This window comes from Lysobacter sp. Soil_C_59, assembly GCF_057656415.1.
On record NZ_JBDGKK010000002.1, the window covers coordinates 482746 to 504251 of the forward strand.

The window sequence follows — 21506 nt, forward strand, 5'->3', positions numbered from 1 at the left end:
CAGCCCAGCCGAATTCGTGACCCAACGTCCTGAACTGCCTGGCCCCGTCATGCCTCCCAACAGCGCGCCTGCCGAAGGCGAACACGCGGCTGGTCGCAAGGCATCGATTTCGCGCGAGGACATCCTCGCCGCGGCGCTGAAGCTGATCGGCCCGCACCGCAGCGTCTCGACCCTCAGCCTGCGCGAGATCGCCCGCGAGGCCGGGATCGCGCCCAACAGCTTCTACCGCCAGTTCCGCGACACGGACGAGCTGGCCGTGGCCCTGATCGACCTGGCCGGCCGCTCCTTGCGCAAGATCGTGGGCGAAGCGCGTTACCGTGCGAAGACCGATCGCAGCATCGTGCGCAGTTCCGTGGAAGCGTTCATGGAACAGGTCCGCGCCGACGACAAGCTGCTGCACGTGTTGCTGCGCGAAGGCACGGTCGGCTCGGACGCGTTCAAGCATGCGGTCGACCGCGAGCTGAATTTCTTCGAGGAAGAGCTGCGGGTCGACCTGATCCGGCTGACGCGCGCCCAGGGCATTACCCTGCGCGAGCCGGCGCTGGTGGCCAAGGCGATCACCCGCCTGGTGTTCGCGATGGGTGCGGCGGCGATGGACTCGCCGCCCGAAAAGGATCCCGAGCTGATCCGTCAGCTGACGATGATGGTTCGGATGATCATTGCCGGATCGCGGACGTTGGCCGCCAGTTAGGAGGCATTCGCATCTATCTTAGGTGCCGCCTCGGTCACCAGAAACAGCACCTCGCTGTCGCTGCCCAGGCCATGTGCCTGAGCCAGCGACGGGTCGCCGGCCACTCGAAGCAAGCCGGCGAGCCCCGCAGCGCCCGACGGCGTCGATTCCGGACCGCCAGCCTCCCGCAAGAGATACACCGCCTCGGCCAGCCCGGACTCGTCGACTTCGACGGCCGTCGCTCCCGCCCGGCGCAGCGCGGGCAGGGCGGCCGCGGATGCCAGGCCGCAGGCGAGCATCTCGGCGACCGAATGCAGGTCGCCCGCCAGCAGGGTCGGCTCACCGACCTCCAGCGCGCGGCCGACGCAGGCGGCGCTTTCCGGCTCGACCACGACCAGGCGCGCGCCATCGCGCAGATGCCCGCGCAGGCCGTCGGCCATGGCCGCGGCAAGCCCGCCGACGCCGGCCTGGATGAAGGCATGGCCCGGCCGCACGCCCAGCTCGCGCAACTGCGCCCCTGCTTCGTCGGCAATCAGCCCGTAGCCGGCCATCACGTCAGCGACCACGAGGTTGCCCGGGTCAGGGTCGGTATCGGCGATCAGCAGGCCGTCGCCGGAAGCGGCCGCCGCGGCTGCGACATCGACCGCGTCGTCGTAGGTGCCCTCGACGATGACGACCCGCGCCCCGCGATCGGCAATGCGCTGCACGCGCAGCGGACCGACCGACGAGGGCAGGTAGATGCACGCTTCCGATCCAGCGCGCTGCGCGGCCAGCGCCACCGACAGGCCATGGTTGCCGTCGCTGGCGCAGAGCAGCCGCGGCAGCGACGTCGCACGCGGACCACCTTCGAGCAGGTCCTTCAGTGACGCCACGCCGCTGGCGCGCATCAGCGCGCGCAGTCCGGCGATCATCCCGCCCAGCACCTTGAAGTTGCCGAACGGGCGCTGGCTTTCGAGTTTGGCCAAGACGCGGCCCACTCTTGCGGTCCTGGCCAGCTGGGGCAGCTCGATCAGCGCCGTCGGCCGGTAATCCGGGAACAGCAGGGCGAAGTCCCCTGCGATGTCGTGTGTCGTGCGTTCCATGTCATCACTCTGCCAGTGTCCATTTGCTGAGTTGCGGCGATTACCGCGGCCTGTCGCGGCGAACCTGCGCAAGCGCCCGCCGCCTTGCCGAAATCATTCTTCCAGCGGCACCGGGATCGTCAATCCGCGTTTGACCACGCTCATCGCCACGTTGGTGGTGAAGCGCGCGACGTTCGGATTCTCGCTGACCAGCCGACCCATCAGCGCATCGTAGGTCTCCGCGTCGGGCGCGGTGACGACGAGGACGAAATCGGCCTCGCCGGTCACGTAGAAGGCCTGTTGCACGTGCTCCTGCGCGGCCAGCCATTTGCGCAGCTGCGCCATCAGGTCGGGGCGCTCGCGCTCGACCTGCAGCGAGACGATGAAAAGCGTCGGCCGGCCCACCGCGCGCGGGTCGACGATCGCCGACTCGCGCTCGATCACGCCGTTCTCGCGCAGCCGTCGCAGCCGGCGCTGGATTGCCGAGGGCGACAGCGCGACATGCTCGGCCAGCCGGTCGGCGGTCTGCCCGCAATCCTGCTGGACCAGGTTCAGCAGCTGGCGATCGAAGCGGTCGAGTTCCATGGCGCGCAGCTTAGCCGAGCGAACGTGCAGGAAATGCGCGCTCGGGCCGGGCATAACGCCGTGAACCTGCGCGGTGGCGACGCCAGTATTCAAGCCCTGACCACCCGACACCGGCCGCCATGCCAATTCCCGCGATGCAGCTCCTGTACCAGACCCACTCGCCGTACGCGCGCAAGGCGCTGGTGTTCGCCCACGAGGCAGGCCTTGCCGGTTCGATCGAAGTGATCTACCACGAGACCAGCCCGACGCGCCGCAACGAAGACGTGTTCGCGCGCAATCCGCTCGGCAAGGTGCCGGTGCTGCTGCGGCCGGGCCTGCCCGTCCTGTTCGACTCCGACGTGATCTGCGCCTTCCTGGACACGCTTCACGACGGCCCGCGTCTGATTCCCGTCGACGGTGAGCAGCGCTGGCAGGCCCTGCGTGTGCAGGCCATCGCACAAGGCCTGGCGGACGCCGGCATCGCGGTGCGCTGGGAAACGGTGCGGCGTCCGGAGCACCTGCGCTTTCCGCCGTTGCGCGATGGCTACATCGAGAAGCTGTCGAGCAGCTACGACTGGCTCGAACGGGAGCTCGATACCGACACGCTGCACGTGGGGCATGTCGCGCTCGCCACCGCGCTGGACTGGCTGGAATTCCGCGGCCTGCCCGGTTTTCGCGATGGGCGGCCGCGCCTGGCGGCATGGTTCGACGCGTTCGCGAGACGTCCGTCGATGCGGGCGACGCCGCTGTCGGGCGACACGCAGGACTAACCCCGACTCGTAGGAGCGAGCCTGCTCGCGAAAGCCGTCCCGCAACCGAAGCGTGTGTTCGCGAGCAAGCTCGCTCCTACCCCGTACCGTGGGTCAGCGCACCGGCAACGGCATGCCGCGGAAGGCCTTCACCGTGCGCAGCACGAAACTCGAGTTGACGTCGGCGACACCGGCCTGGTTGAGCAGGCGGTCGAGCAGGAAGCGCGAGAAGTGCTCCAGGTCCTGCACGACGATCTGCAGCAGGTAGTCCATGTCGCCGGTCAGGGCATGGCAGGCGACCACTTCGTCCCAGTTCTTGACGAAGTCGACGAAGGCGGCGATCGCCTCGCTGTCGTGGCGCACCAGCTGCACGCGCACGAATGCCTGCAGGCCCAGGCCGATCCGGTCGGGATCGACCTCGGCGCGATAGCCGGCAATCACGCCCTCGCGCTCCAGCCGCTGCACCCGGCGCAGGCAGGCCGATGCCGACAGGTGGACGCGTTCGGCCAGCTCGGCGTTGGTCAGGCGGCCGCTGCGCTGCAGTTCGGCGAGCACGAGCAGGTCGGTGCGATCGAGTTCGACGGAGGCCATTTCGTGCGCCTTCTGTGCCAATGACGCAAGAATATTGCGCCGTAACCGGCTACACACGCAACTACGCAAACTTATTGCGTGCCGCGGCCGCTAAAGTCGATGTTCAAGGACAGGAGCAGCCATGAACGCCACGACCCCCACTCGCGTCGAACACCAGCTCACCGACAAGGGCTACGTGCCGGTGTACACGACGTCCGTGGTCGAACAGCCGTGGTCGAGCTACACCGCAACCGACCACGACGTCTGGAAGACGCTGTTCAAGCGCCAGCGCGAGGTCCTCGTCGGCCGCGCCAGCGACGAGTTCCTGCACACCCAGGAAGCGATGGGCATGACGCCCGACCGCATCCCCAGGTACGACGACCTCAACCGGATGCTGCGCAAGGCCACCGGCTGGGAGCTGGTCGGCGTGGAAGGCCTGCTGCCGGAGCTGACGTTCTTCGATCACCTCGCCAATCGCCGCTTCCCGGTGACCTGGTGGATCCGCAAGCCCGAGCAGCTTGATTACCTGGCAGAACCTGATCTGTTCCACGATCTGTTCGGCCACGTGCCGCTACTGATGAACCCGGTTTTCGCCGACTACATGCAGGCCTACGGCCGCGGCGGCGTGAAGGCACACGGGATCGGTCCGGACGCGCTGGTCAACCTGACCCGCCTGTACTGGTACACGGTGGAGTTCGGCCTGATCCGCCAGCCCGACGGCCTGCGCATCTACGGCAGCGGCATCGTCTCGTCCAAGGGCGAGTCGATCCATTGCCTGGAGAGCGCATCGCCGAACCGCATCGGCTTCGACCTCGAGCGGATCATGCGCACGCGCTACCGCATCGACACGTTCCAGAAGACCTATTTCGTCATCGACAGCTACGAGCAGTTGATGGAAGCGACCACGCCGGACTTCACGCCGATCTACGCGAGCCTGGCGCAGCAGGAGTCGATCCCGGCAGGCAGCGTGCTGGCCACCGACACGGTGTTCAACTGCGGCACCGGCGAAGGCTGGGCGACCGACGGCGACGTCTGAGGCCGCCCCCTGTCATCCCGGCGAACGCCGGGATCCAGGCCCGTGGCGTCACCAACTCCCTCACGTCATCCTGGCGAAAGCCGGGACCCATCTGCACCTGCTCGCCGTAGCCACCTAGGCCTGGTGCTGCACCGCCTGCCACCCCGTGATCCGCCGCTCGCCCGACTGCCGAGACGAAGCGGACGCCGACTCCAGCAACTGCTTCGCCAGCGCACGCGCCGCAACCCGCAGCTCCGGCACCGCGGTGATCTCCCACAACTGCGCGCGTAACAGTGGCCCCAGCGCATAGAGCCCGCGCACCGCAGTGCCGTTGCCATCGAGTGCCTCGAACCGCGGCGAGGCATTGATCCCCAACCCCAGCGGATCGGCACTTAGCATCCCCGCATCGCGCAACTGCGCGACCAGCGGATGGCTGGTCCGCTCCAGGTCCGTATCGAATCCAGTGGCGCGGATCAGCACGTCGAACTGCTCGCTGCTGGCGTGGGAGAAGCCACGTTCGCGGATCAGCACTTCGATCGCATCGCCGCCGCGACGCGCCCGCAGCATGCGTCCGGCACGCACGCGCAGCTTGCCGCGCACGCGCAGCTCGTCGATCTCGCCCGCCAGCGCCGGCGCCAGGCGATGGCGCATCACTTCCCAGTAAGCACGCAGGTGACGCAGGAACTGGCTGCGCCTGGGCTGCGGCAAGCCGTGCCAGAAACCCTGGATGTAGGGTCGCAGCGCATCGATCAGGGCGCGCCAGTCCGGGACAATCGGCGACAGCGTGCGCAGGGCGCGGACCAGTTGCGGCAGGTCATGGCTGCTGATCGCCTGCAACACCGTCGGCGGCAGTGCGATCGCGGCGATCGGGTCTTCGCTGTGCGCGTGCGGCAACAGCCCGTGTCGCGACAGTGCGGTGATCGGCCCGCGATGACCGCGCCGGTGCAGGGTCGTCACCACGTCGGCCATGGTCAGGCCGGTGCCGATGATCAGCACGCGCGCGCCGAGGGGCACGTGGTCGATCGCGCCGGCGCCGTCCAGGCCGTTCTGCCAGGGCCAGGCCAGGTAGCTGGGATGCACGGCGAGGCGTGGGCCCACGCCGGCCAGCGGCTGGGGCGGCAGCGCGCCGACGGTCAGCACCACCGCGTCGCTGAGGAAGTCGGCGCCGTCGGCGAGATGGATGCGGAAGGCGCCGGCATCGCGCTGGATCGCGATCGCCTCCTGCTCGACCCGCGCGAGCGCCGCCAGAGAGACCTGCGCGGCGCTGTGCAGGCGTGAATGCAGGTATTCGCCATAGACCAGCCTCGGCAGGAAGCTGTGGCGCGCGCGCTCGGTCAGGCTGAGCCAGTCGGCGAACTCGCCGGGATGATCGGCGGTCGCGCCCAGGTCGCGCGCGCGTACGTTGAGCAGGTGCTCCGGCCGTGCCTCGCCATAGGCCACGCCGCGGCCGTAGCTGTCGGGCGTGCCGACCAGCTGTATGTCCACGCCGGCCGGCGCGGCGCGCGCCAGTTCGGTGGCCAGAACGCAGCCGCTGAAGCCGGCGCCGATGATGCTGATCCGCATGACCGCTGTCTCCGTCGCTGTCGGGCGTCCATTGGTAACCGGATGCGCCACGGCGGAGGTAAATCTGCGGTTATCTGCTCGGAACGGTTCTTCAGCGCGCCATAACCGATCGCCATATCCGCACGTAGTTCAGGAAACTTCCGCGAGAGTCCGCGGCTTCCAGCGCCGGTCGATCAGCACCTTCGCGATCAACGCCACCAGCAGCGGGCCAAACCATGCCAGCGTCGTCAGCAAGCCACCGCCGGCCGATGGCAGCAGTCGCGGAAGTCCGATCGAGAGGAAGGCGATGTGCGTGGCTATGCCATTACCGAGCACGGCGTTGTAGTGCTCGACCAGCCACCAGTCACGGCGTGCGCCCAACTGCGCGCGGTGCCGCCGCTTGTAGAGATGCTCCACGCCGCTGGCCAGCCCCACTACGGAGAAGCCCATGAGCAGCGGTGCTCCGACGCGGATGCCAAGTGCCAGCACCGCCAGTCCCGACAGCAGCGCCAGCACGCCCAGTCCGACGTAGATCGGACCGGTGTAGCGCATGACGTCGTCCTGATCGCGGATCGCTCGCCACTGGCACCACACCGCGACGGCGGTGATCACCACCAGGTACCCGAGGAATGCAGCCGTGACCGGACGCCCGCTGCGGAAGGCAAACCACGCCATCGGCATTGCAGTCGCCAGGATGCCGGCCATCGCCAGCAGGAACACGCGACCGACACGCCGGTGCAGCGTGGTGCCCTTGCGCAGGACCGCATTGCTCCAGAACGTGACCAGTGCGATCACGCCGATCGCGCCATGGACGGAAACGAGCACTTGATAAGTAGTCATGGCCGTCAATCCCGGTTCATGGCAGGTGCGACCACGCTGCGCCGATGCCGACGCCTGGTGCAGTGCCCGCGGTCATCGCCACGACCTGCCGGAAGTCACTTTCTGCGCCGGCGGCATTGCGCGCGCGTCGCCGCGGTCGCAGCATGGCCGCCATGAAGGAACGCCTGCGCACATTGCTGCAACCGCTCAACCTGGCCGGGCTGTTCACGCTGGTCGCCGTGGGCATGGCATTGCGCTGGATGCCGCCTGAGCGCCTTCCTTACGGTCTCGCCCTGGTCGTCGCGTTCGGCGTGCTGCTGCTGGTCACCGACATGTGGCCGCGCGTGACCTGGCTGCGGCCGGTGTCCATCGTGCTGATGCCGCTGATCGCGCTGACACTGATCTGGCTCGACCCGCGACCGTCGGTCGCGCCGGTGCTGCTGGTGGTGTGGACGGCGGTGATGGCGCTGACCATTTCGCTACGGACGACGATGGTTGCCGTGGTCGTGGTCGACATCGCCTACTACTTCCTGCTGCGGTCCGATGACCACAGCGCGCCGCTGACGGTGGTCTTCATCCACGGCGGCTTCCAGGCCTTCGCTGCGCTGTGCGCGTGGTACGCCGCCAGCGCCGAGCGCGCCCGCGATGCGCTGGCGCGCGTGAACGCCGACCTGCTTGCCACGCGCGCACTGCTGGCTGACACCACGCGCGACAGCGAACGCCTTCGCGTCGCCCGCGAGCTGCACGACGTGGCTGGCCACAAGCTGACCGCGATGACGCTCAACCTGCGCGCACTGGCTGCAGACCCGGCCTTCGCCGGCCGGCAGGAGATCGTCGTTGCCCAACAGTTGTCGAGCGAGCTGCTGGCCGACATCCGCGGCATCGTCCAGGCGATACGCCACGATCGCGGTCTCGACCTGACCACGGCCCTGCGCGCACTGGCGGCACCGCTGCCGCGGCCCTCGCTGCGCCTGAACATCGACGACAGCGTGCGCGTCACCGACCCGGCCGTCGCCGAGGCGATCCTGCGGCTGGTGCAGGAAGCGCTGACCAACAGCATCCGCCATGCCGATGCCGACGTCGTCAACGTGAAGCTCAGTTGCGATGCCGGCCGCCTGCACATCCAGGTCGAGGACGATGGCTGTGTGCGCGGCGTGCTGCGCGAAGGCAACGGCCTGGCCGGCATGCGCGAACGCATCGTCGCCGCCGGTGGCAGCCTCGACCTGTCCCGGTCCGCGCGCGGCGCGCTGCGCATCGAGGCGAGCCTGCCTGCATGACCGATGCAAGCAACTCGATAGCGCCCGTCCGCATCGCCCTCGCCGACGACCAGGGCATCGTCCGCGCCGGTCTGCGTGCGTTGCTCGAGCGACACGGCATCGAGGTCGTGTTCGAGGCCGAGGATGGCGCGCAGTTGCTGGACCGGCTGGCGACCACGCCAGTCGATGTCGTCCTGAGCGATATCCGCATGGCTGGCGTCGACGGCATCGAGGCCCTGCGCCGCATGCGCGAGCGCGGCGACACCACGCCGGTGCTGCTGCTGACCACGTTCGACGAGAGCGAGCTGCTGCTGCGCGCCACCGCCGCCGGCGCGCAGGGCTTCATGCTCAAGGATGCCGCGCCCGAAGACCTGCGCGAGGCGATTGCGCGGGTCGCCGCCGGCGAGACGCTGCTGCAGCCGGTCAGTACCGATCCCGTGCGAGCGAGGTACCAGTACCACGCCAGCGAAGCGCCGCGCGAGAACTTCACCGATCGCGAGGTCGCGATCCTGCGCCTGCTCGCCGGCGGCTATTCCAACAAGGAGATCGCGCGGGCGATGTTCCTGGCCGAAGGCACGGTCAAGAACTACGTGTCGGTGATCCTCGACAAACTCGACACCCGCGACCGCACCCGCGCGGTGCTCAAGGCGATCACGCTGCGGGTGATCTGATCAGCGTGCCCTGATCACTGTGACCTGGGCGCCGCTTCGGCGGCCGGCTTGCAGTCGGGACCGACTCTGGCGTCGAGGTGGCTCACACACAGGCTGAAATCGGCCGGCAGGTCGCTGCGCTCGCGCACCTGGCCGACTGCGACATCGAAGGTGGCAGCGGCGCGCCGGTCGGCAAACAACACATAGTGACAATGGCCGCTGGCACTGCGCAGGCACTGGAAGCGAACCCGGCCGGCGGCCACGTGGGTTGCGCTGAGCAGCGTCTCGACGCCGTTCTCGGCGCTGCGCGCCACCAGCGTGGTGCCACCGCCGTCGGCGCCGCCCGCCACGCCGACCAGACTGAGGATGAAGTAGACGAAAGCCATAACGCTGCGCATGGGGCATCCTTCGCGGCAACGGGGCCGCGTCGTGGGTACTGCATGACGAAGGGTCGAACGGTTGCGCCGGTGGGCGTGCCGCTACATCTGTTTGAACAGCGCCATGAAGGGCTGGCTGACGGTGAGGGTTTCCGGACGCTGGCGCAGGCGCACCACGCCCTTGCCGCTGTCGTCGCGCACGATCGACGCGATCGCCTTGAGGTTGACGATGGTGGAGCGGTGGATCTGGCGGAAAACGGTCGGGTCGAGCGCGATCAGCAGTTCGCGGATCGGCTTGCGGATCAGTGCTTCGCCGTCGGCGGTCATCACCACCGTGTACTTGTGTTCGGCACGGAAGTAGGCGACGTCGTCGACCAGGATCAGGCGCGTTTCGCGGCCGGCACTGGCGGTGATCCAGGTCAGCGGCGGCTCGCTGTTGCGCGGCGCCAGGTCGAGCGTGGCGACCAGTTGCGCCAGCGCCACCGCATCGACGCTGCCGGCGGCGGCGCGTGCCTGGATCCGCTGCGCGGTTGCCGCCAGGCGTTCGCGGCTCACCGGCTTGAGCAGGTAATCGATCGCGCCATGTTCGAAGGCATCGACCGCGTACTGGTCATAGGCGGTGACGAACACCGCCTGCGTTCCCGGGCTGGCCTGGGCTGCGGCGGCGGCGACATCCAGGCCGGTCAGGCCCGGCATGCGGATATCGAGGAAGGCAACGTCGGGCCGGTGTTCGGCGATGGCTTCCAGCGCGCTGGCGCCGTCCTCGCACTGCGCGACGATCTGCAGTTCCGGCCAGACCTCGCCCAGCAGTTCCACCAGCGCGGTGCGCAGCAGCTCCTCGTCTTCGGCGACGACGGCTTTCATTGCTCGCGCCTCAGCCATGACCGGGCTCCTGCACGCCAGGGGCGACAACTGGAACGGTGATCGTGGCGGCCACTCCGTTGGGGAAGTTGGCGACGATCGCCAGCGTCGCGGCATTGCCGTAGACCAGGCGCAGGCGTTCGCGCACGTTCTTCAGGCCGATGCCGGTGCCGGTGCTTTCGGCGTTGAAACCATCGCCGTCGTCGGCCACGGTCACCGACACGATCCGATCGTTGCTGCGCGCCAGGATCCACACGGTGCCGCCGCCGGGCTTGGGCTCCAGGCCATGCTTGATCGCGTTCTCCACCAGTGTCTGCAGCATCATCGGCGGCAACGGCGTCGTGCGCAGGTCCTCGGGCACGTCGATCTGCAGCGCCAGGCGCGGGCCCATGCGCAGCTTGAGGATCTCGAGGTAGGCGCGCGAACGCTCCAGCTCGACCCCCAGCGTCGACAGCGCGTCATCGGTGCGCGGCAGTGAATGGCGCAGGTACTGGATCAGGTGTCCGAGCATCTCGTCGGCGCGGGCGGGATCGGTGCGGGTGAGGTACTGCGCGCTCGCCAGCGTGTTGTAGAGGAAGTGCGGCTCGACCTGTGCGTGCAGCAGGCTCAGCTTGGCCACGGTCAGCTCCTTCTCGGTCACTGTCTGGGCAGCGGCGGCCTTTTCGCCACGACGGCGCTCGGCGATCCGGCGCGCCACGGCGCGCGTGATCGCTTCGGCATTCTCGAGGTTGGTGCCGTCGTCGACGCGGAACCAGTCGCTCCAGGCACCGCTCTCGGGTTCGCAGATCAGCGTCACGCTGCCGGTGCCGTCGGCCGGCGTCACGGTCGCCTGGATCTGGTTGCGCGGAATGCCGAACAGCGCCAGCGGATTGACGTAGCGCGAGGGCGAGTGGCCATAGGGTTCCAGGCGCTTGACCTTGGCCCGGATCTGCAGGCTGTCGCGGGCGCTTTCGATCTCTTCCGTGCGCGGCAGTTCGCGAATGGCCGCATCGAGCAGATCGAAGGCTTCACCGGCCTCGAGCGGAATCTCGATCTGGCGGCGCTGGCGGTTGCCGAGCGTGCCCGCGTCGACCTGCCCGGCGATCAGGCGAACCCGCCGCAGGTGCGAGACCGCGCCAATGACGACAAAGCCAATCGTGACAAAGAACAGGAACGTCAGCGGCCAGCCATCGAAGTACCCCAGCGGCGTGGCGTCGATCAGGATCGCCAGCACCAGGAAGGCCACGAACCAGGCGGCGATCAGTCGGACGATGAAGTAGAGGCTGGTGGTCATGCGGCGTCGGCAAGGTCGGGTCGGGATTCTGTGCGGCCGAGCATAGCCGCGGCACACGGCGACCGGGGGGCGGTTGCGACGGAAGCGGCGTGGCGGCGACGAAATCGCCTTTTCGCCTCCCGGATTCGTATGTAGGAGCGAGCTCGCTCGCGATCCCCCGCCTCCGGAGCCCCTCGCGAGCAAGCTCGCTCCTACATGCGCAGCCAGCGCATCGTCATGATCCCCAGCACCGTCATCGCCAGCGAGCCAAGCAGGTGCAAGGCGATGGTCACCAGCGCCCAGCCATAGGCTTCGCGCTGCAGCAGCTGCACGGTTTCGGCAGAAAACGTCGAGAAGGTGGTCAGTCCGCCGAGCAGCCCGGTGATCACGAACAGCCGCCATTCCGGCGCCACGCCCTGGCTGGCGCCGAACCACGCCACCGCCAGGCCGATCATGTAGCCGCCGCCGAGGTTGGCCGCGAGCGTGCCCATCGGAACGCTGCCGTGCAGCGAATTGAGCCAGACGGACAGCCCCCAGCGCGCCCACGAACCGAGCGTTGCGCCCAGCGCGATGGCCAGCAATGAGTTGAGCATCGGGTGACTCCGGCGTTTGTACGCGGCAAGGGTAAGCCACGGCAGGGGCGGCCGCGACGAACGGGCACCCGCGGCAAAGCGCGCTGGCTGGCACGAACACATCGGCGCCACGGGCGCGGACTAGACTGGCTTTTCCCCCGCCCCCGCACCTTCACCATGAGCGACCGCATCCGCCACCCCGGCTTGCGTGACCGGCGCATGTCCGCCGCGCAGGCCGCCGCCCTGATTCGGCCCGGCATGACCGTGGCGATGAGCGGCTTCACCGGCGCCGGCTATCCCAAGGCCGTGCCACAGGCCCTGGCCGCGCAGATCGAGCAGGCACACGACGCCGGCGAAGCCTTCCGCATCAAGGTGCTGACCGGTGCCTCGACCGCGCCCGAACTCGATGGCGTCCTCGCCCGCGCGCAGGGCATCGAACTGCGCCTGCCCTACCAGTCCGATCCGGCGCTGCGCGATCGCATCAACGCCGGCGAGCTGGACTACATCGACCTGCACCTCAGCCACGTCGCGCAGTACACCTGGTTCGGCTTCTACGGTGCGGTCGACGTCGCCGTGATCGAGGTCACCGCCATCACCGGGGACGGCCGGCTGGTGCCGTCGTCCTCGGTCGGCAACAACAAGACCTGGCTGGACCAGGCCGACAAGGTGATCCTCGAGGTCAACCGCTGGCAGCCGGAAGCGCTGGAGGGCATGCACGACGTCTACTACGGCACCGCACTGCCGCCCAACCGCAAGCCGATCCCGTTGCTGCATCCCGACGACCGCATCGGCGAGCCGTACCTGCGCTGCGATCCGGACAAGATCATCGCGATCGTCGATACCGATGCCCCCGACCGCAATTCTCCGTTCACCGCTCCCGACGCCGATTCGAAGCAGATCGCCGCGCACCTGCTGGACTTCTACGCGCACGAGGTCCGCCGCGGTCGGCTCACGCCGCATCTTCTGCCGCTGCAGTCCGGCGTCGGCAACATCGCCAACGCGGTGCTGACTGGCCTGGCCCAGGCCGGTTACCGTGACCTCACCGCATTCACCGAGGTTATCCAGGACGGCATGCTCGAGCTGCTCAAGAGCGGCGTGGTGCGCATGGCCTCGGCGACGTCGTTTTCGCTGAGCCCGGCGGGCATCGACGAGTTCCTCGCCCATCTCGACCACTACCGCCAGCGCATCGTGCTGCGCACGCAGGAGATCTCCAACCATCCCGAGCTGGTGCGGCGCCTGGGCTGCATCGCCATGAACGGCATGATCGAGGCCGACCTCTACGGCAACATCAACTCCACCCACGTCGCCGGTACGCGGATCATGAACGGCATCGGTGGCAGCGGCGACTTCGCCCGCAATGCCTACCTGTCGGTGTTCATGTCACCGAGCACGGCCAAGGGCGGACGCATCTCGTCGATCGTGCCGATGGCCAGCCACGTCGACCACACCGAGCACGACGTGATGGTGGTGGTCACCGAACAGGGCCTGGCCGACCTGCGCGGCCTGGCGCCGAAGCAGCGGGCGCAACGCGTGATCGATGCCTGCGCGCATCCGAACTACCGGCCCATGCTGCAGGACTACTTCGACCGCGCCAGCCGCGAGAGCTACGGCAAGCACACGCCGCATCTCCTGACCGAGGCCTTGTCGTGGCATCAGCGCTTCATCGACACCGGCGACATGCGCGTTCCGTAGCCGATCACCGTCATCCCGGCGAAAGCCGGGATCCAGGCCATCACCCCATCAGTCCATCACCGTCATCCCGGCGAAAGCCGGGATCCATCTGCGGTTGCCGTTGCTCGAAAGTCGCTGGGTTCCCGCCTACGCGGAAATGACGGCACCCATTGAGTTCCCGCCTGCGCGACATTGACGGGTCACTTCAGCGGATTCGCCGCCCGCAGATACGCCGCCAATCCACGCTCGCGGCTCTCCACGAACGTCTCGCCCGTGGGCGAATAGTCGACAATCCGGTCCGGCCGGAAATTGCGGAAGTCCGCACGCAGCCGGCACCACGCGCCCAGCGTCCAGCTGCCACCCCAGAATGCCAGGCACAACGGTTCGATCTCACGCTCGCTTGCACGCGCATCGTTGTCGCGATAGCGCATGCGCAGCACCTGCGCGCTCGTCACCGCCGCATGCAGGTCGTCGATCAGCCCGCTGTTCTCCAGCCGGTCGACTTCCGGCGCGAAGATGCGCGTGCGTTCACTGCGCTCGCGCAACTCCGGCGGCAGCACCGCCTCGATCTTGAGCAACGCCGCGGCGGCTTCGCGCCCCAGCCGCACACCGCCGAAGGCGCGGACGAATCGCGTGCCGACCACCAGCGCTTCGAGTTCGTCGGCGGTGAACATCAGCGGCGGGATGTCGGAACCCTTGCGCAGCATGTAGCCGACGCCGGCTTCGCCTTCGATCGGCACACCGGATCGCTGCAGGTCGGCAACGTCGCGGTACACCGTGCGCAACGACACGGCCAGGGTCTCGGCCAATCGTTGTGCGGTGAGGGCAGAGCGGCGTCCACGCAGGGCATGGATCAGCAGGAAGAGGCGGTCGGCGCGGCGCATGCGGCATGATCGCCTGCCGTTGCGTCCGGCTCAACGTTGGGTAGCGATACCACCGGCGGATTTGCCGTCGTGCGTCTCATATGCGCAACTCCGAGCGCGGCGTCGCCGCCAGCCGCAGTCGTTGCGGCGGTTGCCTGAGACCGTCGAGCAGCGCCTGTGCCACCGCGGTGTTCCACAAGCCGTCGGCAAGCAACGCCGACTCGTAGCGGTGATGGGCATCGACATCGGTGAAGCGCGCGAACCACACCAGCACCGGTTCGCCCTCGCGCACCGGCAGGCGCGGGAAGGTGTTCGGCGCGGATTCGGTGATGTATATGCCGATCATCTCGGCGCCCGCAGCACGCAGGCGCGGTGCCATGTGCTGTTCGAACCTGGCGAGAAAGCCGTCGTCGGCCGACGCATCGAGATGGCAGATGCCTGCTTCGATCAGGCCCTTCGCCGTGGCTGCCTTGGCGTCGACGGGCCGTTGTGCACTACGCGGCAACGCCGAGTCTGGCCGTGCCGGTCGCAACAGCAGCACGTCGTCGCTGTCGATCATCGTGGCGTTGGCCGCTTCGCGATGGCGCGCCCACGTCGGACCTGAGTAGAAGCCGTTCAATGCCTCGGCGCGCACCTGCATGTCGGAGAATCCACGTATCCAGACGAACCGGTCGTCCTCGTCGAGGTCACGGAACTGCCCGATCACGTGCATGCCCACCGCTTCCTGCGGCTCGATGAACTCGCGTTCGAACAGCTCGACCAGTTCATCGCGTCGACCCGGACGCAGCGTGTACTGGCGCAGTTCGATCACGCCATCGTCGTGCAGCAGATGACCTTGTTCGTCGGTACGGCGGAACCACATGTGCCAGTTGGTTTCCCAGCTCTCGCCTTGGTCCGGCGAGAATGCCTGCTGCCAGTGCGCGGTATTGGCGCTGACCTGGTTCCAGATGAAACGCACCTGCACCGGCCTGCCCTCGTGCTCGGCCAGGCCGAGGAAGGTACCGGTGCCCTGGTCGAAGTGTCCGACCATCGGCGCTTCGAGGTGACCGTCGTGATTGCCGGCCCAGTAGATGCTCCACTGCCGCGATTCGGGGCTGAACAGGCGCAGGGTCATGCCGATGAAGCGCTCCGTGGAACCTGGGCGGTGCCAGTCGCTGACGAAGTCGTCGACGTTGCCGATCCCGCCGAGCATCGGCTGGCACCACTGGCTGGCGCCGAAGATCTCCCAGTCATCCGGCCCGGCGTTGTCCGCGCCTGTGAGCCGCTGCTTGAGGCGCTCGTTGCGGATCTGCCACTGGCCGTGGAGGAAGTCGAAGTCGTGGCGCCCGTCGCTGGCGGCTCCCGCATTCACCGCGGTCGCCCCCGGCGTCGCGGCGCGGACCGGGCGGGCCACTGCGCGCAGCGGCAGCAGCACCAGCGCCTGGGCGCTGGCGGCCAGCTGCAGCAGCAGGCGGCGGTAGCGGTCGACCGTCCTGACGCCGGGAGCGCCATGAGCGTGGTCTGTACCGGGGGCCGTCCTGCTGGCCATCTCGTTGCTGCTCATTGCGGCGCTCCAGCCGTCGGTGCCCATTGCACCGGTGCAGCTTGCGACCGGGCTGCTGCCAGCCTCCTGTCAGCAGCCGCATGCCACCGCGGCATCCGCATCGGCGACAATGGCGCCCCCGTTGCCGCTGCCCGCCGTGCCCATGTCGAACTCAACGCCGCAATCCATCTCCCTGACCCGCTACCTGATCGAGGAGCAGCGCGCCGGCCGCATCAATGCCGATGCCCGCCTGCTGATCGAAGTGGTCGCCCGTGCCTGCAAGACCATCTCGATCGCGGTCGGCAAGGGCGCGCTCGGCGGTGTCCTGGGCGATGCCGGCACCGCTGGCGAGGCCAGCATGAACATCCAGGGCGAGGCGCAGAAGAAGCTCGACGTGCTGTCGAACGAGATCCTGCTCGAAGCCAACGCCTGGGGCGGCCACCTCGCCGGCCTGGCGTCGGAAGAGATGGACACCTCGCAGCCGATTCCCGACGTCTACCCGCGCGGCAACTACCTGCTGCTGTTCGATCCCCTCGATGGCAGCTCCAACATCGACGTCAACATTTCCGTCGGCACCATCTTCTCGGTGCTGCGCTGCCCCGAGGGCGTCACCCAGGCGCAGGACGAGCACTTCCTCCAGCCGGGCACCGCCCAGGTCGCGGCCGGTTACTGCACCTACGGCCCGAGCACCATGCTGGTGCTGACGATCGGCAACGGTACGCATGCCTTCACGCTCGACCGCGAGGTTGGCAGCTTCGTTCTGACCACGCGCGGCATGCGCATCCCGGACGAGACCAGGGAGTTCGCGGTCAACATGTCGAACCAGCGCTTCTGGGAAGCGCCGATGCAGCACTACGTCGGCGACCTGCTCAGCGGCAAGGAAGGTCCGCGCGGCAAGGACTTCAACATGCGCTGGGTCGCTTCTATGGTGGCCGACGTGCACCGCATCCTCACCCGCGGCGGCATCTTCAGCTATCCGCTCGACAGCAAGTGCGCGGCCAAGGGCGGCAAGCTGCGCCTGATGTACGAAGCCAATCCGATGAGCCTGCTGGTCGAGCAGGCCGGCGGTGCCGCCAGCACCGGACGCCAGCGCATGCTCGAGGTGCAGCCGACCGGTTTGCACCAGCGCGTTCCGGTGTTCCTCGGCTCGAAGAGCGAAGTCGAAGCGGCGGTGCGTTACCACCGCGAGCACGACGAGAAGGGCGACACGAAATCGGCATGAAGTGCCGCATGACGTGCTGAATGCGAGTGCGGTGCCCTTGCGCGCCGCACTCACGAAGTTGAATCACGTTGGCGCGATTCGTGCCGGGAAAATGCGTGGTTTTTCGTATTCTTCTTGACCGTTCATCGTCATCCCTGCCGTAAATAACACTGCGTATCCATGTGTGATGGCAGCATTCTGCAGCCACGGCAGGGCCTGTTAATGCATTTCGGACCGGCCCTTCGGGTTGCCACTCACGCGGCCCGACCCGGATTGTTCGAAATGCGCCAGCAGGTCCTGTCCGGCGACGGAGACGGAGACGGAGATGGCGATCGAAGGAACGCAGGAATCCCTGTCGGGCGACCCCGACGCACGTGAACTGATCTACGTCACCCGCGGCGGTGCCGGTCGCGTGCTCGCCCTCGGTGGCCTCCAGCAGATGGGATGGAACCTGCGCCGCGCCCCTGACGCGCGCAGCGTGCTGCGCATCCTCCAGCGTGATCCGCGGCAGCCGCATGCGGCGCTGCTCGACCTGCGCGAGGGTTTCAGCCAGCAGGACCTGGCCGAGTTCGGCGGCGCGCTGTCGGCGGCCAACGTCGGCTGGGTCGCCGGCATCGATGCGCGCCAGCTCGACGAAGAGCCGGTGCGCAAACTGATCCGTGACTACTGCTACGACTACCTCACGCTGCCGTGCCCGGAAGGCGTGATGAACACCGTGATCGGCCACGCCCATGGCATGGCCAGCCTGGCCTGCGAAGGCGGCGACGTCACCAGCGAAGCCGGCTTCGACGGCATGATCGGCGAGAGCGGGGCGATGCGCACGCTGTGCCGCACGCTGCGCAAGGCTGCATTGACCGAGGCACCGGTGTTCATCGCCGGCGAAACCGGCACCGGCAAGGAGCTGGCGGCGATGGCGGTGCACCGGCATTCGCGCCGGCACGCGCATCCGTTCGTGGCGATCAATTGCGGTGCGATCCCGCACAGCCTGATCCAGTCGGAGTTGTTCGGTTACGAGCGCGGTGCATTCACCGGTGCGCAGCAGCGCAAGCTGGGCCGCATCGAGATGGCCAATGGCGGCACATTGTTCCTCGACGAGATCGGCGACCTGCCGCTGGAGAGCCAGGCCTCGCTGCTGCGCTTCCTGCAACAGGGCAGCATCGAACGACTCGGTGGCCACGAGCAGATCCCGATCGACGTGCGGATCATTTCGGCCACGCACCACGACCTGGATGTCGCTGTCGCCGACGGACGCTTCCGCGCCGATCTCTACCACCGCCTGTGCGTCCTGCGCCTGCAGCAGCCGCCGTTGCGCGAGCGCGGCAGCGACATCGACCGCATCGCCGAGTACGCCTTGCAGCGGTATTCGCAGGAAGGCCATCGCACGCTCAAGGGTTTCGCGCCGTGCGCGCGCCAGGCGCTGCACAGCCACGGCTGGCCAGGCAACGTGCGCGAACTGATCAACCGCGTCCGCCAGGCCGTGGTGATGGCCGAAGGCCGTCTGATCACTGCCGCCGACCTGCACATCGAGAACGCACTGGCGACGCCGCCACCGACCCTGGACGAGGTCCGTGATGCCGCCACCCGTAACGCCATCGAGCATTCGCTGCACCGCAACCGCGGGCGCCTGGTCGATGTCGCGCGCGAGCTCGGCGTCTCCCGCGTCACGCTCTACCGGTTGATGCAGCGCCACGGCCTGCGCGCCAGCGACCCGGAATCGCCGAACACGATCAGCGTCGCCTAGCGTCGCCTGGCGGGGCGTGGCTGGCGGCCCGTCGGCATGCGAGGATGTCGACTGCCGCCGGATCCCCCGCCTCCCGCATGTCCAGCCAACCCGCAGTTCCCGTCGCCGGCGGACACGCCCGGGCCAACGACTTCATCGAGGTCTATCCGGACGTCCTGACGCGCGAGCAGTGCGCGCAACTGGTGGCCCGTTTCAGCGAGAGTGGTGACACGGTGCCCGGCCGCGTCGGTGGTGGCGTGATGCCCGACCTCAAGGACAGCCGCGACCTGACCATCAGCGGACGCGACAACTGGCGCGATGCGGAAACGCTGCTGAACCTGGCGGTGTTCCGCGGCGTCATCGCCTACCTGCGTCGTTATCCGCACACGCTGATCGCGCCGCTGATGCTGGAAACGCCTGGCGCCGACGGCAAGAGCCATCGCCTCACGCCCGAGCGGATGGCGGCGATGGACGACGAAGACCTGGCTCCGGTGATCAAGACGGTGCTGCGACCGGGTTCGATCAACCTGCAGCGCTACAGCGCCAATCGCGGCGGGTATCCCTATTGGCACTGCGAGCTGTACCCGCGCGACCCGCGCGCGGAGACACTGCACCGGCACCTGCTGTGGACGATCTATCTCAACGACGGGTTCGAGGAAGGCGAGACCGAGTTCCTCTACCAGCAGCGCAAGATCGTCCCGCGCACCGGCAGCCTGCTGATCGCCCCGGCTGCGTTCACCCACACCCATCGTGGCAACCGGCCCAGGGGTGGCGACAAGTTCATTGCGACCAGTTGGGTGTTGTTCCAGCGTGCCGAACAGTTGTTCGGCGCGGGATAGGGCGTTGTAGCGCTACGCAGTACGCGGGTGGTTCAACACCAGCCAGTACAGACCGACCTGCTTTACCGCCCAGACGAACTGCTCGAAGTCGACCGGCTTCTGGATGTAGCTGTTGACGCCGAGCGCGTAGCTGGCTTCGACGTCGAACGGTTCGGCACTGGTGGTCAGCACCACCACCGGCAAGGTCCGCGTCGCTTCGTTGGCGCGCACCGCCTGCAATACTTCGCGACCGTCGACCTTGGGCAGGTTGAGGTCGAGCAGCATGATCGAGGGCAGGTCCTCGGGATCGCGATCGCTGTACTTGCCACGGGCAAACAGATAGTCGAGTGCTTCGGCGCCATCGCCAACGACCACCAGGCGGTTGGCGATCTTGGCTTCGTCGAAGGCCAGCCGGGTCAGCTCGACATCGTCGGGATTGTCCTCGACCAGCAGGATTTCCTTGTGCATCAAATACCATCCTCCGCCGCGGTGACCGGCAACTCGAGGGTGAAGATGGCACCGGCTTCGGGCTGGGATTCGGCCCGGACGCTACCGCGATGCCGCTCTGCGATGCGTCGGGCGATCGCCAGCCCCAGACCGTGACCACCCCCTTGATCCGGTCCGTGCAGCCGCTGGAAAGGCTCGAACAGCTTGTGAGCATAACGCATGTCGAATCCGATGCCCTGGTCACGGATCTGCACCTGCAGCGTGTCGCCTTCGCGACTGCCGCTGACGTCGATGCGGATCGGCTCGCGTTCGCGCGAGAACTTCCAGGCGTTGTCCATCAACTGGACAAGCAGCAGCTTGAGCAGTCGCTCGTCACCCTCGACCTGCAGGTCCGGCTGCACGCGGATCTCCGCACGCCGTTGCGGATCGGCATCCTGCAGCTCGGCACCGACCCAGTCGGCCAGCAGGCTCAGGTCGACCGTGGTTGCCTTCAGGTCGGCGCGGGTGACATAGGACAGGTCGTTGAGCGACGTGAGCAGGCCACTCATCCGCGCGGCGGCGGCGCGAATGCGTGCGAGGTAGTCGCGGTCGGTGTCGTCGAGGCGGTCGTTGGCACGATCGGCCAGCAGTGCCGAGAAGCTTTCGATCGAGCGCAACGGTGCGCGCAGATCGTGCGCGACCGCATCGGCAAACAGTTGCAGCTGGCGATTGGAGACGTCGCGCGCGGCGTGTTCGGCTTCGGCGCGCGATTCCAGTGCGAGCTCGGCGGCGCGCTGCGCGCTGATGTCGCGCAGCTGCACCAGCAGGTAGAGCGGGGCGCCGAAATCATCGCGCATGACGGCGATGTTGATGTGCGCCCAGATGGTCTGGCCGCTGCGGTGCAGGTAGCGCTTCTGCGCATCGAGCACGGGAATGCTGCCGTCGATCAGGCCGCGCAGGTAGGACTGCGTGAGCGAGATGTCGTCGGGATGGGTGAAAGCAACAGTGGGACGGCCAACGACCTCCAGGGCGCTGTAACCGAACATGCGCTCGAATGCCGGATTGACCTCGACCCAGTGTCCGTTCAGATCGACGATCGCCATACCGACACCGGAGGCGGCCATTGCCAGCCGGAAGCGGTCGACTCCGGTTTCTTGGCCGGTGGTGTTGCTCATCGGAGGGGTGACTCTTGAACCTGCCGCAATGGCGAAGTGTATCCAACCCGATTGTGACGGGGTGGTGGACGGCTTGGGAAGCCAGCCTGTGACGGCTGATCACGCACAGTGAGTGCAATGGTCCGGCAATGCCCCGGTTCTTTGCCGGACGT

22 protein-coding genes are annotated in these 21506 nt (G+C 67.7%); 9 read left to right on the forward strand and 13 right to left on the reverse strand.

The window, feature by feature from the left end; translation table 11 throughout:
• Positions 1-49: 49 nt before the first annotated feature.
• Positions 50-691, forward strand: a complete 642-nt coding sequence (gene fabR, locus AC3A3Q_RS05635) for an HTH-type transcriptional repressor FabR (protein WP_487585286.1) — start codon at positions 50-52, stop codon at positions 689-691.
• Here fabR and AC3A3Q_RS05640 read toward each other — a convergent pair.
• Positions 688-1752: a pyridoxal-phosphate dependent enzyme gene (locus tag AC3A3Q_RS05640; protein WP_487585287.1), complete on the reverse strand. Its 1065-nt coding sequence runs from the start codon at positions 1750-1752 to the stop codon at positions 688-690. The two genes, fabR and AC3A3Q_RS05640, sit on opposite strands and share 4 nt — an antisense overlap.
• Positions 1753-1845: 93 nt before the next feature.
• A complete protein-coding gene (locus AC3A3Q_RS05645) occupies positions 1846-2316 on the reverse strand; it encodes an Lrp/AsnC family transcriptional regulator (protein ID WP_487585288.1) in 471 nt (156 codons plus the stop codon).
• Positions 2317-2450: 134 nt separating this feature from the next.
• Between AC3A3Q_RS05645 and AC3A3Q_RS05650 the strand changes: the two genes are divergently transcribed.
• Positions 2451-3065, forward strand: a complete 615-nt coding sequence (locus AC3A3Q_RS05650) for a glutathione S-transferase family protein (RefSeq protein ID WP_487585289.1) — start codon at positions 2451-2453, stop codon at positions 3063-3065.
• Between the two features lie 93 nt (positions 3066-3158).
• On the opposite strand, the gene AC3A3Q_RS05655 is transcribed toward AC3A3Q_RS05650, so the two are convergent.
• Positions 3159-3635 (reverse strand): Lrp/AsnC family transcriptional regulator, encoded by a 477-nt coding sequence (locus AC3A3Q_RS05655; protein ID WP_487585290.1) that lies wholly within the window; start codon positions 3633-3635, stop codon positions 3159-3161.
• A gap of 121 nt (positions 3636-3756) precedes the next feature.
• Here AC3A3Q_RS05655 and phhA point away from each other — a divergent pair, with 121 nt between their 5' ends.
• Positions 3757-4650 (forward strand): phenylalanine 4-monooxygenase, encoded by an 894-nt coding sequence (gene phhA / locus AC3A3Q_RS05660; RefSeq protein WP_487585291.1) that lies wholly within the window; start codon positions 3757-3759, stop codon positions 4648-4650.
• A gap of 114 nt (positions 4651-4764) precedes the next feature.
• Here phhA and AC3A3Q_RS05665 read toward each other — a convergent pair whose 3' ends face one another.
• Together AC3A3Q_RS05665 and AC3A3Q_RS05670 are read right to left on the reverse strand one after the other, a co-directional pair.
• Positions 4765-6192 (reverse strand): FAD/NAD(P)-binding protein, encoded by a 1428-nt coding sequence (locus AC3A3Q_RS05665; RefSeq protein ID WP_487585292.1) that lies wholly within the window; start codon positions 6190-6192, stop codon positions 4765-4767.
• Between the two features lie 129 nt (positions 6193-6321).
• Positions 6322-7011 carry a hypothetical protein gene (locus AC3A3Q_RS05670; RefSeq protein ID WP_487585293.1) on the reverse strand — a complete coding sequence of 230 codons (690 nt, stop codon included), beginning with the start codon at positions 7009-7011 and terminating at the stop codon, positions 6322-6324.
• Between the two features lie 152 nt (positions 7012-7163).
• On the opposite strand from AC3A3Q_RS05670, the gene AC3A3Q_RS05675 reads away from it, so the two are divergent.
• Together AC3A3Q_RS05675 and AC3A3Q_RS05680 are read left to right on the forward strand one after the other, a co-directional pair.
• Positions 7164-8267: a sensor histidine kinase gene (locus tag AC3A3Q_RS05675; protein ID WP_487585294.1), complete on the forward strand. Its 1104-nt coding sequence runs from the start codon at positions 7164-7166 to the stop codon at positions 8265-8267.
• A gap of 17 nt (positions 8268-8284) precedes the next feature.
• The gene (locus tag AC3A3Q_RS05680; RefSeq protein ID WP_487585517.1) at positions 8285-8917 is read left to right on the forward strand and encodes a response regulator; all 633 of its coding nucleotides are present in this window, start codon (positions 8285-8287) and stop codon (positions 8915-8917) included.
• 14 nt (positions 8918-8931) lie between these two features.
• On the opposite strand, the gene AC3A3Q_RS05685 is transcribed toward AC3A3Q_RS05680, so the two are convergent.
• The 4 genes from AC3A3Q_RS05685 to crcB form a co-directional block, all read right to left on the reverse strand.
• The gene (locus AC3A3Q_RS05685; protein ID WP_487585295.1) at positions 8932-9294 is read right to left on the reverse strand and encodes a hypothetical protein; all 363 of its coding nucleotides are present in this window, start codon (positions 9292-9294) and stop codon (positions 8932-8934) included.
• Between the two features lie 81 nt (positions 9295-9375).
• Positions 9376-10155 carry a LytR/AlgR family response regulator transcription factor gene (locus AC3A3Q_RS05690; RefSeq protein WP_487585296.1) on the reverse strand — a complete coding sequence of 260 codons (780 nt, stop codon included), beginning with the start codon at positions 10153-10155 and terminating at the stop codon, positions 9376-9378.
• Positions 10148-11407, reverse strand: a complete 1260-nt coding sequence (locus tag AC3A3Q_RS05695; RefSeq protein WP_487585297.1) for a histidine kinase — start codon at positions 11405-11407, stop codon at positions 10148-10150. Before AC3A3Q_RS05695 ends, AC3A3Q_RS05690 begins: the two co-directional genes overlap by 8 nt.
• Before the next feature lie 191 nt (positions 11408-11598).
• Positions 11599-11979: a fluoride efflux transporter CrcB gene (gene crcB / locus AC3A3Q_RS05700; protein ID WP_487585298.1), complete on the reverse strand. Its 381-nt coding sequence runs from the start codon at positions 11977-11979 to the stop codon at positions 11599-11601.
• A 156-nt stretch (positions 11980-12135) separates the two neighbouring features.
• Here crcB and scpC point away from each other — a divergent pair, with 156 nt between their 5' ends.
• Positions 12136-13650, forward strand: a complete 1515-nt coding sequence (gene scpC, locus AC3A3Q_RS05705) for a succinyl-CoA:acetate CoA-transferase ScpC (RefSeq protein WP_487585299.1) — start codon at positions 12136-12138, stop codon at positions 13648-13650.
• 179 nt (positions 13651-13829) lie between these two features.
• Here the strand turns inward: scpC and AC3A3Q_RS05710 are convergent, their stop codons facing one another.
• Together AC3A3Q_RS05710 and AC3A3Q_RS05715 are read right to left on the reverse strand one after the other, a co-directional pair.
• Positions 13830-14513 carry a helix-turn-helix transcriptional regulator gene (locus tag AC3A3Q_RS05710; RefSeq protein ID WP_487585300.1) on the reverse strand — a complete coding sequence of 228 codons (684 nt, stop codon included), beginning with the start codon at positions 14511-14513 and terminating at the stop codon, positions 13830-13832.
• A 76-nt stretch (positions 14514-14589) separates the two neighbouring features.
• Complete coding sequence (locus tag AC3A3Q_RS05715) at positions 14590-16035, reverse strand: NIPSNAP family protein (RefSeq protein ID WP_487585301.1); 1446 nt, start codon at positions 16033-16035, stop codon at positions 14590-14592.
• A gap of 142 nt (positions 16036-16177) precedes the next feature.
• Between AC3A3Q_RS05715 and AC3A3Q_RS05720 the strand changes: the two genes are divergently transcribed.
• The 3 genes from AC3A3Q_RS05720 (at position 16178) to AC3A3Q_RS05730 (ending at position 19774) form a co-directional block, all read left to right on the forward strand.
• Complete coding sequence (locus AC3A3Q_RS05720) at positions 16178-17236, forward strand: class 1 fructose-bisphosphatase (RefSeq protein ID WP_487585302.1); 1059 nt, start codon at positions 16178-16180, stop codon at positions 17234-17236.
• A 304-nt stretch (positions 17237-17540) separates the two neighbouring features.
• Complete coding sequence (locus AC3A3Q_RS05725; RefSeq protein WP_487585303.1) at positions 17541-18956, forward strand: sigma-54 dependent transcriptional regulator; 1416 nt, start codon at positions 17541-17543, stop codon at positions 18954-18956.
• Between the two features lie 77 nt (positions 18957-19033).
• On the forward strand, positions 19034-19774 hold the full coding sequence (locus AC3A3Q_RS05730; RefSeq protein WP_487585304.1) for a 2OG-Fe(II) oxygenase: 741 nt from the start codon (positions 19034-19036) through the stop codon (positions 19772-19774).
• A gap of 12 nt (positions 19775-19786) precedes the next feature.
• Here AC3A3Q_RS05730 and AC3A3Q_RS05735 read toward each other — a convergent pair whose 3' ends face one another.
• Positions 19787-20221 (reverse strand): response regulator, encoded by a 435-nt coding sequence (locus tag AC3A3Q_RS05735; protein WP_487585305.1) that lies wholly within the window; start codon positions 20219-20221, stop codon positions 19787-19789.
• Positions 20221-21354: a sensor histidine kinase gene (locus AC3A3Q_RS05740; RefSeq protein ID WP_487585306.1), complete on the reverse strand. Its 1134-nt coding sequence runs from the start codon at positions 21352-21354 to the stop codon at positions 20221-20223. The genes AC3A3Q_RS05735 and AC3A3Q_RS05740 overlap by 1 nt, the downstream gene beginning before the upstream one ends.
• Between the last annotated feature and the right edge of the window lie 152 nt (positions 21355-21506).